6 protein-coding genes and 1 pseudogene are annotated in these 14,000 nt (G+C 36.4%); 6 read left to right on the top strand and 1 reads right to left on the bottom strand.

The genetic code is table 11. The features are described 5' to 3' along the window. The first annotated feature begins 180 nt into the window (after nucleotides 1–180). Complete coding sequence (locus DHD80_RS13665) at nucleotides 181–3,102, top strand: pitrilysin family protein (RefSeq protein WP_251742004.1); 2,922 nt, start codon at nucleotides 181–183, stop codon at nucleotides 3,100–3,102. A 50-nt stretch (nucleotides 3,103–3,152) separates the two neighbouring features. On the opposite strand, the gene DHD80_RS13660 is transcribed toward DHD80_RS13665, so the two are convergent. After that, on the bottom strand, nucleotides 3,153–4,964 hold the full coding sequence (locus tag DHD80_RS13660; protein WP_251742002.1) for an alpha-amylase family glycosyl hydrolase: 1,812 nt from the start codon (nucleotides 4,962–4,964) through the stop codon (nucleotides 3,153–3,155). A 238-nt stretch (nucleotides 4,965–5,202) separates the two neighbouring features. Here DHD80_RS13660 and DHD80_RS13655 point away from each other — a divergent pair, with 238 nt between their 5' ends. The 5 genes and pseudogenes from DHD80_RS13655 to DHD80_RS13635 all read left to right on the top strand — a co-directional run. Further along, the gene (locus DHD80_RS13655) at nucleotides 5,203–5,424 is read left to right on the top strand and encodes a CDGSH iron-sulfur domain-containing protein (RefSeq protein ID WP_251742000.1); all 222 of its coding nucleotides are present in this window, start codon (nucleotides 5,203–5,205) and stop codon (nucleotides 5,422–5,424) included. Nucleotides 5,425–6,079: 655 nt separating this feature from the next. Further along, nucleotides 6,080–10,267: a two-component regulator propeller domain-containing protein gene (locus tag DHD80_RS13650; protein WP_251741998.1), complete on the top strand. Its 4,188-nt coding sequence runs from the start codon at nucleotides 6,080–6,082 to the stop codon at nucleotides 10,265–10,267. A gap of 853 nt (nucleotides 10,268–11,120) precedes the next feature. After that, nucleotides 11,121–12,380, top strand: a complete 1,260-nt coding sequence (locus DHD80_RS13645; protein WP_251741997.1) for a glycoside hydrolase family 88 protein — start codon at nucleotides 11,121–11,123, stop codon at nucleotides 12,378–12,380. 14 nt (nucleotides 12,381–12,394) lie between these two features. After that, nucleotides 12,395–13,720, top strand: a complete 1,326-nt coding sequence (locus tag DHD80_RS13640; RefSeq protein ID WP_251741995.1) for a sugar porter family MFS transporter — start codon at nucleotides 12,395–12,397, stop codon at nucleotides 13,718–13,720. A 24-nt stretch (nucleotides 13,721–13,744) separates the two neighbouring features. Further along, a pseudogene (locus DHD80_RS13635) lies at nucleotides 13,745–14,000 on the top strand (5-dehydro-4-deoxy-D-glucuronate isomerase); the annotation flags it as partial.

Here is a 14,000-nt window from a genome sequence, read left to right as displayed (position 1 = left end):
TTAATTACAATATTTATTCTAATATTTTGGTAAATCTTTCAATTGTTTTCCTTTCTGAAAAAATTACATTGAAAATTAAAGCTTTTTGGGATTTTTCCGAATTATTGTTACAAATTTATTTGGGTACGGACAATGAACCAGATATCTTTTTCATAAATTAGGAATCTTAATAAAAATCTTATGACAAATATCAAATTGAAAATGATAGCCTCAGGGCTTTCTTTTATGTGCATTTCTTTTATTTCCTGTAAAGTTCAGGATAGCAAGAAAAGTAATGAGAACCAACCGATAGCACAAGCTCAGGTTAAAACTGATTCTCTGGAAACCTCCGCAGAATCTGACCTGACTATTGAATTTGACAAATATGAACTTGAGAATGGCCTAAATGTTATTCTACATCAGGATAAATCTGATCCTATAGTTTCAGTCGCAATTCAGTACGGCGTTGGCTCTAACCGTGAGAAAAAAGGCAGAACCGGTTTTGCCCATTTATTTGAACATATGTTATTCCAGGAATCTGAAAATGTTCCCCAGGATCAGTTCTTTAAAACCATTCAGGATGCCGGGGGTACTTTAAATGGAGGAACCTGGCAGGATGGAACCATCTATTATGAAGTGGTACCTAATAATGCACTGGAAATGGTGCTTTGGCTGGAATCTGACCGGATGGGATACCTTATTAATACCGTTACCGCCTCTGCATTTGCCAACCAGCAGGAAGTGGTTCAGAATGAAAAAAGACAACGGGTAGATAACAATCCATATGGACACACAGGTTGGGTTATCGATAAAAATATGTACCCAGATGGGCATCCATACAGCTGGCAGGTAATTGGGGAATTGGAAGACCTTCAAAATGCAACTGTGGAAGACGTAAAGGAATTTTATGATAAGTTCTATGGTCCTAACAATGCAACTTTAGTAATTGCAGGTGATTTTGAGGAAGGTGAGGCAAAAGCACTCGTTGAAAAATATTTTGGTGAGATCAAAAAAGGTCAGGAAGTTGAACCATTAAAAACGCAACTTGTCAGTCTGGATAAATCCAAACGTTTATACCATGAAGATAATTTTGCGACTGCACCCCAATTAAATATGGTATGGCCGGTAGTGGAACAGTACAGTAAAGATGCTTATGCGCTGGACTATCTTGGAGAAATTCTTTCTAAAGGCAAGGATGCACCTCTCTATAAAGTTTTGGTAAAAGAAAAGGAACTAACTTCAAGACCCTATGCCTACAATAGTCCCAGCCAAATTGCGGGACAGTTTACTATAAATGTTACGGCAAATTCCGGAGTAGATCTAGATAGTATTGAGCAAGGTATTTATGATGCTTTCGATCTTTTTGAAAAAAAAGGCGTTACCGAGCGTGACATTGAAAAAATAAAGGCCGGCCAGGAAACCAATTTTTATAACGGGATTAGCAGTGTTCTAGGTAAATCGTTTCAATTAGCGCGATATGATGTGCTTGCTGGCGATCCTGGTTTTTATAAGGATGATATTGAGAATATTAAAGCGGTAACCAAAGAAGATGTGGTTCGGGTCTATAATAAATATATCAAGGATAAGCCATTCGTTTTAACCAGTTTCGTCCCAAAAGGAAAATTAGAACTTATTGCTGAAAATTCTGAAAAAGCGCAGGTGGTTGAAGAAGAGATCGTAGAAAATAAGGAAACCGAAGTTGTAGAGACAGAAAAGGAGGAAATTAAGAAAACTCCTTCCAGCTTTGATAGATCTGTTCGTCCTAAGATGACCGATTCACCTACACTCAACATTCCTGAATCCTGGAATACAGAACTGGCCAACGGAATGAAGGTTTATGGAATTGAGCAAAATGAATTGCCCTTAGTGAATTTCAGCGTAGTTATTGAAGGGGGGCATTTACTGGATAATTTAGAGAAGAATGGAGTTGCCAATATTATGACAGATATCATGATGGAAGGGACTGCAAATAAAACCCCGCAGGAACTGGAAGAAGAAATTGATCTTCTGGGAGCAAACATCAATATGTATACAACGAATGAATCCATCATTTTGCGAGGAAATACTTTGAAGAGGAACTTCGGAAAAACCATGGATCTGGTTCAGGAAATATTACTGGAGCCAAGATGGGATGAAGAAGAGTTTGCCAGGATTAAAACCAGTACTATTAATAGTATTGAACGAAGTGATGCAAATCCTGATGCCATTGCGAGGAGGGTTTATAATAAAATTCTGTATGGGGAAGATCATCCTTTCGCTTATCCAACTTCAGGTACAAAGGAATCTGTAGAAGCGATCACTATAGAAGACCTGAAAAAATATTATGCAGATAATTTTTCTCCTTCAGTTACAAGATTTCATGTAGTGGGTGACGTGAACAAATCTGAAGCTTTAGCCGCAGCAGAAGGTCTTAAGAATAACTGGAAAGCGAAAGAAGTAAGTATTCCGGAATTCAGTATTGAGAATAAGCGTGATAAGGCATCTTTATATTTTGTAGATGTGCCAGATGCAAAACAATCTATTATCAATATTGGTTATATCGCGATTCCAAGAACGAACGCAGACTTTTATCCCCTGGAAGTGATGAATTACAAATTAGGGGGATCTTTCTCCGGAAATGTGAACTTAATTCTTCGTGAAGAAAAAGGTTATACCTACGGGGCGCGTTCAGGTTTTAGTGGTTCAAAAATTCCGGGAACTTTTACCGCTTCATCATCGGTTAGAACAAATACTACGGGTGAGTCGGTAGGGATTTTTAGGGATGAAATTGCGAAATATAGGGAAGGGATTTCTGAAGAAGATCTTGAATTCACTAAAAATGCGTTGATCAAATCAAACGCACGTAGATTTGAAACCCAGGGATCACTTCTCGGAATGTTGCAGGAAATGAGCGCTTATGATTTGGATTCAGATTATATTCAGAATGAAGAAGATATCGTTAATAATATGACCCTGGAACAGCACCAGGAATTAGCTACGAAATATCTTGATGAATCTAAAATGGCTTACATCGTTGTTGGCGATGTCAAAACGCAATTTCAGCAATTTAAAGAGATGGGATTTGATGAGGTAAAACTTCTGAACAAAAAAGGTGAAGAAGTAGCGCTTAAGGATTTGGATTAAATTTAAAAATTGAAAAACAAAAAAGCCGGCAATATTGCCGGCTTTTTGTTTTATAAAGAATAGATCTGTGCTGAATAGCCCGGAATATTTACTTTTCCGGTCCAGGGAAGATCATCAGTAGATTCTTCAGATTTATACATTCCATTTACTTGCATTTCTGAGAAAGCTTCATCATAACCTTTCCAGCTGCTATTAAATCTTAATTTCCAGTCCCTGCCTTCTTTAATACCAATTCCGTAATCCCCAAAATCCTGATTTCCGAAGTTTATAATAACCAGAACAGGATTGGTAAATTCCCCATTATTACTCCTCACATAGGCTAAAATTTTATTCTCCTGATTGCTATGTACCATTTCAATATTTTGACCCATCAAGCCTTCAGCGCCGCCAGATTTCCCTGTTCTCAAATGTACTAAGTCGGCAACAAGCTTTTCAATACCTCCGTTCCATTTAGACTTTTCCCAATCTAATCCACGGTCATCTTTAAAATATTCGTATTCTAAAAATTCCTGACCCTGGAAGATCATGGGAATTCCCGGAGCGGTCAGAGCTAAAACAATCCCCAGGATGGCTCGTTTTTTCGCAAATGGGCTTTCAGCATCCCCGGGTTGGATTTCTTCAGGAACCCTTGAATTTCCATTGGCAACTTCATCATGGGATTCCGTATAAACCACACGGCTAAAGGCATCATTGCTATAACGATACATAAGTGCCTGAACGATCTTATCCAGATCCCTTTCAGTATCATTCATGGCGCTTAAAACTTCGCGCACCGGGTGCACAAAATTCATATCCCATTGTGTACCGTAAGCAATCCCCCCATTTTCAATTTTATTGGTAATAATGCTTTGGCCTTTAAGATCTTCAGCAATAGTTAATACATGAGGATATTTTTCCCTAATTTCAGAATTGATATCACGCATTAAAATTATGCCTTCCAGAATTTCAGTATCAACACCCAACCCGCCACCTTCATAACGTATATAAGAAGTAGCATCCATACGCAGCCCATCACAATGATATTTTTCAATCCACATCAGGGCATTATCCCTTAGATATTTGCGTACTTCAGGCCTTCCATAATCGGGGCGGGTATTTCCCCACGGAGTATCACTACGGTGATCGTTATAGAAATAAATCCCGCCTTTATCATTATCGCTCCAGCCATCAAATTGCCAAAGATCAACATCAGAAGGGCCTAGATGGTTATAGACCACATCCATAATTACGGCGATTCCTTTTTTATGTGCCTCCCTCACCAATCTAAATAAACCGTCCGGACCACCATAATCCTGCTCGATAGCGAAAGGATGTGCGGGATTATATCCCCAGGAGATTCCGCCGGCAAATTCGGCTACCGGTAATAGTTCAATACAATTAATACCAAGATTTTGAAGATAATCCAACTTCTCAACCACATCATCAAAAGTTCCCACCTTATCGGGATATTTTCTATTAAAAGTCCCAACATGTAATTCATAAATTACCAGTGTATTCCATGAAGGCATTTGAAAATCATCATATTCCCAGTCGAAATTTAGAGTACGGATGATGGAATTACCATCGCTATTGGTTACCTCAAAAGCGTATGGATCATTTTTGTAAAGCTTTTGGTCACCATTATGGATCACATATTTATACTGTTCGCCTTCATTTGTATTTTCAATAGCACCTGCCCAATATCCATTATTTTCAGATTGTAACTCCAGGGCTTCCTCGTTCCAGTCGTTAAAATCGCCAACAACAAAAACACTATTTGCATTGGGTGCCCAAACCCGGAAGGTTGTTTTTCCATTTTCAAATATAGAACCCATCCCACCGGATGGTGAAATAAGATGGTTTTTGTGTGCCTCCTGATTCATTTTTTATTTTTTTGAATGTTAAAATTACTTCCAGAAGTATTTAAAAAAACTTATTTGTGAGGAAATTAACTTCGGTTCAATCATGAAAGGAATTTTAAAAGTTCTTGAATATCCTTGAGCAACATATCATTGGATGGTATGAAAAATTATAAAGGGCTGATAAAAAATTAATCTTTAAATAAATTTTATATCAAATTAAAATTGACCAACTTTAAAGCATTAACCTAAACCAATTAAAATGTCTAAAACCAAACTTACCGTAAATAATAATGGATCACTTAAAGTAAATGGTGATTTTGAAATAGTAGATAAAAATGGGAATGTATACGATCTGGGAGGAAGGGATCAGGTTTCTCTTTGCCGTTGCGGATTATCGAATACAAAACCGTTTTGCGATGGATCCCATCGTAATCATTTTGAACACGAAGCAATTGCTTTCGATCTTCCTCCAAAAGGATAATTCATTAATATTCGAATTTTTCTTGATCCTGAAATAGCCGCTAAAGCTATTTCAGGTTTTTTTTAATCACATAAGTTCTTAAGATGCGGGGATTCCTGGTGGCTTCTTTCACAGTGCCACAATTGCCTACATTGGAGTAGGTAATCGAAACGACTAATCTGCAAACAATTTAAAGCTCCTTATCTTGTGAATTTTCGTCGTCAATCACTTTAGGCGAGCTGTTTTTTATCTTGACTTTGACTGTAGTCAGGAAGACAAAAAGTTGTGTAGGGGCAGTGGGCAGTAAACGGATATACATTCAAAAAATTTTCCAGCACTCATTTATGGCTATGAAAATTGAAAAAATCAACAATGATTCTTTTGAAAATTGGAATATGTATATATTTCGAGTTAATTTGTATTTAAGAAATTTTTAAGAAAATCAGGATCATTTTTACGTATGTCCGTTTTTTTGTCCTATAGTTATCGCGTCACCCTGAATTTCATTTGACTCCGTTGAATCTTTGATTTTAGGGTCTTATCCTATTATAGTGATTTGCGATATCATGAGATTCTGAAACGTTCCGATAGCTATGGGGACAGAATGACATACATTATAGATTTATGATTCTTTATAGAAAATCAATCATTTTTTATCTTTAATAAGATTTAGTCAATGAATTATAGATTAAAATATTTATTTACTTTATTCTTTCTTTTATCATTCTTACTGCAGGCTCAGTATACCAATCTAAAATTTGAGAATCTTGATACCGAGGAGGGTTTATCCAGCAGTACCTGTACAGAAATATTCCAGGATAGTGATGGTTTTTTATGGTTTGGAACTATTGATGGCCTAAATAAATATAATGGCTATGATTTTAAAATTTTCCGGCCCGAGCTCAATAACCCAAATTCCCTTAGTAATAATCGAATAAGTTCAATTGTTGAGGACAATAGCGGAAATCTCTGGATAGGAACTGCAAATGGTCTTAACGTCTTTGACAAAGATACTGAAGGATTTAAGCGCATTAAACTGTTTAAGTCAACGAATACCAATGAAGATTCTTTTGAGACGATAAATACGTTGTTATTTGATAAAAATTCCAATTCCCTATGGGTTGGAACCAAGTTAGGTGCGGTAAGACTACATATAGAAGACACAGTCTCTATCTTTCAGAATTTTGAGAATATAGATCATTTTAGCTATGAATCAGGAGATGATTTTTCCCTTGATAATAACGATGTTAATAATATCGTCAAAGACAATGAGGGCACCATTTGGATTGGAACTGAAGGAAACCACCTTAATAAATTCAATGGTAAAAACTTTGAACGACATTTTATTGAAGGTTTGGAGTTTTCTGGTTTGGATCGATTGCCCCAGAGGGTGATTGTCGATAATGAAAATAATTTTTATATTGGTAACAATCTTTCCTATTTAATATACTGGAATCGAAAAATTAATAAATTCAAGACTCTTGAAATTGTCAATCAGGACGTTTCTATCTACGATATTTACCAGGATAAGAATGGGGTGTTATGGATTGCTACAGGAGGCCATGGAATTTACCTGTACAGTAAAGAGAAAGGTCTTGTCCAGCATTTGAAAAACCTTCCTGAGGACCCATTTTCCCTTCCCAATAATCAATCATCTCAGGTTTATGAAGATTCAGAAGGTATTATCTGGATTGGAACATACAACAAGGGGGTGAGTAAGCAGGCACCGGCAAAAGCTTCTTTTGGTCATTATTTTTATCAGTTAGGAAGCCGTAATGGACTTAGCACTAGAATAGCCCAGTCTGTACTTCAGGATAGGAAAAGAAGAATTTGGATTGGCACCGATGGAGGGGGGCTTAATCTATTTAACGAAGCCACTTCTACTTTTGAGTATTATCAGGCAGACCCTCAAGATCCTTCTTCAATTAGTTCAGACAAAATTCTTTATTTAACTGAAAGTCATGACGGATCCATATGGATATGTACCTGGGATGGCGGTGTGAGTAGGTTTTATCCCGAAAAGGGAACTGCAATAAATTATCAGTACAATGCATCAGATCCATATTCTATAGGGCAAAATACTGCCTGGTATGCTGTAGAAGATTCGCTGCAAAGACTTTGGGTAGGAACACAAAGTGAAGGGCTTAATTTATTAGACCCCAGGACCAACAGGTTTTACAAGTTTAAGAACATTCCCGGAAATTCAAGAAGTTTGATGAGTGACTTTGTTTTCTCTCTATTCATTGACTCAAAAAACAGACTGTTAATTGGAACCTCGTTAGGACTTAGCTATATCCATCTTGATAAGATGGAAAATTTTATTCCAGAAGAATTAGACTTTAAGAAAGTCACTCATTCAAATATAGTGGGCAACCGTATTAATTATATTACTGAAGACCGTTCGGGGAATATATGGGTGGGTACAGATATTGGTCTTTATAAATTAAATAAAAACCTGGAAGTACTGGAAAGTTTTTCTTCTGCAGATGGTCTACCCAATAATTTGATCGTTGGTATTGTTCAGGATGATAATGGGAACATGTGGATAACTACCAAAAGTGGGTTGTCCATGCTTGATACAAAATCCAATAGCATTACAAACTTTAATGTACATGATGGCTTGCAGGGCATGGAATTTCAAAGTAAATCTATTGAAAAAACCGATGATGGACGAATTATAGCTGGCGGGATAAACGGGTTTAATATTTTTAATCCTGACGCGATTGAAACTTCTTCAGCAGATATAACACCTATAATAACCCGTTTCAAACTTTTTAATGATATTGTTAAACCAGGTGATACCATTAATGAAAGGGTATTATTCAACAATGCAATTTCTAGGCTGGACCATTTAAAACTGCGGTATGATGAGAATCATCTGGCATTTGAATTTGTAGCCTTACATTACCAGAATCCGGAAAGAGTAAATTATAGTTATAGGATGGCCGGTATCGATGATAAATTTATTCGTGCCGGTTTAAATAGAACTGCAAATTATTCAAATTTACCACCAGGGGATTATGTATTTGAGGTTAAAGCTTCGCTTGGGGATAATTGGGAAAATGCGCGAATAGCCAAGGTCAATATAGAAATTTTACCCCCGCCATGGCGCACCTGGTGGGCATACATCACCTACATTATTCTGGTTTTCGCGCTTGTATGGTTCTTTTTTTGGTATTATTCCAAAAAAGTAAAGGAAGAGAAGGAAAACGAGCTCCATCAAATGAAATTACGTTTTTTCATAAATATTTCACATGAATTCAGGACGCCTTTAACTTTAATACTCAATTCTATAGATAAGATTTTATCCGTTTATAAAGATCCTCTGGAGGTTAAGAAATCAGCACAAATTATTCAAAGAAGTGCCCGGCGCTTGCTTTATTTAATTAATCAGCTTCTGGATTTTCGAAAAATGGAAATGGGAAGGGATCCTTTAAGGTTAACCAAAACCGATATTATAAAATTTAGTGACGACACCTTTAAAATGTTTGAAGGCATTGCGGAAGAAAAGAATATCAATTTCATATTTACATCAGCTTATACGGAATATGATATGTATTTCGATTTAGATAAGTATGAAAAAATACTCACTAACCTGCTTTCTAACGCACTAAAATTTACTAAAAAGGGTGGAACGGTCAAGCTGGATATTTCCGAAATTTTTATGGATGACAGCACCGGTTCAAAATTTATAAAAAAGCTGAAGGTAAAGGAATATATACAAATAAGAGTTGAAGACACGGGAGTGGGTTTCAAAAAGGAACAGCTAAAAGAAGTGTTTTCAAGGTTCTATAATGTGGATAACACGAAAACAGGAACAGGGATCGGATTGAATTTTACCAAAGCCTTAGTAGAACTTCATGGGGGGAGAATTTGGGTAGAAAGCGAATATGGTAAAGGAAGTAGTTTTATAGTGAATCTGCCTGTAGAACCTCCACAGGGCGAAAAAGGACGGATGGGCGAATTAATTAATAAATTGGATTCGGTAGATCAGAATATTAATACTGTTAAATCTGCCGAATATGAAATAGCTATTTCTAATGAGGACGAGAAATTAGAAAAAGTATATGATAAAACTGAAAATAAAGAAAAACCTTCGATATTAATAGTAGAAGACAATAAAGAACTAAGGAACCATTTAAAGAATGAGTTGCAGGATCATTTCATTATTAAAGAGGCAAAAGATGGTGCTATTGGATATAATAAAGTAAAAAAATACTATCCCGATATCGTAATAAGTGATGTGATGATGCCCAATATGGATGGTTTCGAATTATGTAGACTTATTAAAACTGATTTTGATACCTGCCATATACCGGTTATACTTCTTACCGCCAGAGGCATGGAGGAAGATAAAATAGAGGGTTATAAAACAGGTGCCGATGAGTATTTACCTAAGCCTTTTAATATTTATATTCTTCAGGCCCGGATCAATAATTTATTAGAAGCAAAGAAAAGGATCCGGGAGAAATTCACTTCTATTTCAGGTGTGGCGGCCTCCAGTGATGTGACCACTAATTCTTTAGATGAAGTATTTTTAGATAAGACTACTAAAATAATTATAGATAATATAGCAGATACCGATTTCCAGTTAGACGATATCATAAAGGAATTAGCCATTGGCCGCTCTCAGTTTTATAGAAAAATAACAGGAATTACCGGTGAAAATCCAAGTACTTTTATACGCACCATCAGGCTTAAGTATGCGGCAGACTTATTATTAAAGAAAAGATATTCCGTGAAGGAAGTAACTCATATGACCGGATTTAACTCTTCGGCTTATTTTTCAAAAACCTTTAAGGAGTTCTTTGAGGTAACCCCTACACAGTTTATTAAGCAAAAAGGTACTAAACCTGACCAGTAAACTCTTTATTATTTAAGTTAAAGCACCAGTATTTTGTCAGATTGAACTTGTCGAAATATTGAAATTCAAGCTTTTAATAATTCCGACAGGCTGGCATTGACAGATTTTTATTTGGGTATTATTATAGCCCCTGAAATCAACTCAGGTGACGATGCTGGCTTTTAGAATTGCCGTCATGCTGTCCCGAGCTATCGGGATGTTTCAGCATCTTCTTAGATATTCTAAAAAATACGTCAATTTCCTACGTTAGATAAAATTTTTTATCACTGGTCAGTTTGACATTCAGAACAAAGAAAATGAAAATTTTCGGCTGGTATTGAGCTGAAAAATGCCAGGCACGGAGTACATATGCCTTTTGTTACTTTGTAAAATAGAGTAAATCTTACTATCGAGAATATTCTGCCAACAAGGTGTAGAAACGATCCTGTGTTTACTTTCCTTTATAAATGCGCATGATAATTTTTTTTGGATTAGAAAATCTTATCCCATAGCACGAGATAAAAACTTCAATTTTTGCACCAGAAGCATTTCGCTTAACGATAATCAGATTGTCCACCCTAATTCCTGAAAACTCAAATTTTGGATATGCAATTTCTTCTGAAGAAAAAGCGAAACCTAAAAATTTCGCAATATCCCATATATAATGTGCAAAAAGAATGATGTGTTATAGCCTTTGACTTGTAAATTACACCCAATAGCCAGAAATATATTTAAAATTGTCACTGTAAAAAGACGAATAAAAACAGAATAATTTTAAAAGACATGTTATAGTGATGAAAATAAATAAAGTTTTTCTAAGATTTTATTTATCCAGTTTGATACTTCATTGTAAAATACAATCCATTATCATATTATGAGAATACTTACCCAGAGCTTCATAGCTATATATTTCCTGGTTTTCCTCTTTACCGGTTGTAAGAATAATTTAAAGGACTATGAAAAGGCCGAAATCCAAAATCTTACAGAAAACCAGTTTTTAGTAGAAGATCAATTAACCTATTGTGCCAACCAGGCCTTTAAAACCCTAAAATTGATCCCTAATGAAAAAGTCTTACCTCGAAATATTGCTCCGGACAGTAAAGAGTGGAAATTTGTAAATTATAAAGACTGGACCAGTGGTTTTTGGCCCGGCCAGCTTTGGTATTTATATGATTTTACTAATGATCAAAAATGGGAGGATCAGGCTGAAAAATTCACAGATTATTTAACTCCCCTGTCCGTTAGTCCGGCTAATGATCATGATTTAGGATTTCAGGTATTTAACAGTTTCGGAAATGGTTACAGGCTTACCGGTAACCCAAAATATAAAGAAGTTGTTCTAAAAACAGCAGATACCCTGGCCACACTTTATAATCCTAAGGTGGGTACTATCCTTTCATGGCCTCGTGAAGTTCCTAATATGGAGTGGCCACAACATAATACCATCATGGATAATATGATAAATCTGGAACTGTTATTTTGGGCTTCTAAAAATGGAGGCGATTCTTCTCTATATGATATTGCCGTAAGTCATGCCGAGAAAACTATGGAGAATCAATTCCGGCCGGATTATACCTCCTATCATGTCGTAATCTTCGATAAGCAGACCGGAAAAAAAATAAAAGCGGTTACGCATCAGGGCTTTGCTGATGAAAGTATGTGGGCGAGGGGACAGGCCTGGGCTATTTATGGTTATACTATGGTATATCGCGAAACAAGGGATCCAAAATTCCTGGATTTTGCAGAGAAAGTAACGAGACCTTATCTAGACAGATTACCAGAAGATTTAATTCCATACTGGGATTTTGATGCTCCAAATATTCCGGATGAGCCCAAAGATGCTTCTGCTTCTGCTATTGTGGCATCGGCACTTTTAGAACTTTCCACACTTACCAAAAAACCGAATCTCAAAAAGGAATATTTCTCCAAAGCAGAAGAGATGCTGGTAGAATTATCTGAGAATTATCAGAGTAGAGATAAAAACAGTGCGGCCTTGCTTCATTCAACTGGACATTTTCCGGCCGGTAGTGAAGTCGATTACTCCATAAATTATGCAGATTACTATTATGTGGAGGCTCTAATGCGCTATCGCAGACTTTTAAACGGTGATCAGGTAGTCCAGGAGTTTGAATAAATTAAAAATTTTATATGAATAGCAAATTAATTTATTATTCCATTGTAGTTGCCATGGCGGGTTTTCTTTTTGGTTTTGACACCGTGGTAATCTCCGGGGCAAATCTTCCCATTAAAGAACTTTGGGATACATCTGAATGGTTCCATGGCACCTTTATAATGTCTATGGCACTTTGGGGAACTGTGGTGGGTGCATTATCGGCAGGTGTTCCTACGGATAAGTTTGGTCGAAAAAATACTTTAATAGGAGTGGGTATTCTTTATTTTATTTCGGCAATAGGTTCTGGCTTAGCCTTAGATCCTTATACATTTTCTGCTTTCAGGTTTATTGGAGGATTAGGAGTAGGAATTTCTTCCATTGCAGCACCTACTTATATATCTGAAATTTCTTCGGCAACCAATAGAGGTAGATTAGGGACTTTATACCAGTTCAATATTGTATTTGGTATTCTAATAGCTTACGTGTCTAATTATCTATTGGATGGTGTGGGCGGTGATAATGACTGGCGATGGATGCTTGGTGTGGAAGCCGCGCCGGCACTTATTTACACGCTTTTGGTTGTTGGGGTTCCCAAAAGTCCCAGATGGGTTTTTCTTCATCAACATGATAAAAATAAGGCCCTGGAGATACTCTTAAAAACCGCCGATAAAGAGGAAGCCACGAAGACTTTAATGGAAATAGAGGAAGATTATAATATAAACAAAGGGAATATCTCGGGCTTATTTTCTAAAAAGTATCGATTCCCTTTAACTTTGGCCTTTTTAATAGCTTTTTTTAATCAGCTGTCGGGAATAAATTTTATTCTCTACTATGCCCCAGAAATTTTGAAGAAGGCGGGTTTTGGTACGTCAGATTCTTTGTTTAGTTCCATTGCTATAGGAGTAGTAAATATAATTTTCACTCTGGTTGGAATGTACCTAATAGACAGGGCAGGAAGAAAGGTATTAATGTATATTGGATCCTTGGGTTATATTATCAGTCTATCGATGGTGGCTTACGGTTTTTATATTAATGCCGCGGCGAGCTTTAATTTCACTTTTATATTAATATTTATCGCCGCACATGCAATTGGGCAGGGAGCAGTGATTTGGGTATTTATATCAGAAATTTTCCCAAACAAAATTCGGGCTTACGGGCAGGCATGGGGCAGTGGTACCCATTGGATTTTTGCTGCACTTGTCACTCTTTTTGGGTCGGTATTGATCAATACCATTGAACCTTGGATAGTATTTTCAATCTTTTCCGGATTAATGATTTTTCAACTTCTATTTGTTCACTTTATGATGCCTGAAACAAAAGGTAAATCCTTAGAAGAGCTAGAACACGAATTACAGAACTAAATTTTAATTATTAAAACTACAATTATGACAAAATCAGAATTTAGATATGCACATCATCCCGAAGATGTAAAAAAATATACGACACAAGAATTAAGAGATCATTTTTTGATCCCGGAGCTATTCAAAAAAAATGAAATTAACCTTACCTATACGATGTACGACCGGTATATAGCAGGAGGGGCGTTCCCGGTAGATAAAAAAATTAGCCTGGAACCTATAGACGATCTTAAAGCCGACTTTTTCCTGGAAAGAAGGGAATTGGGGATTATCAATGTAGGCG

The sequence above is a fragment of the Gramella sp. AN32 genome, assembly GCF_023718305.1.
Taxonomy (GTDB): domain Bacteria; phylum Bacteroidota; class Bacteroidia; order Flavobacteriales; family Flavobacteriaceae; genus Christiangramia; species Christiangramia antarctica.
This window is presented reverse-complemented; position numbering and strand designations above follow the sequence as displayed.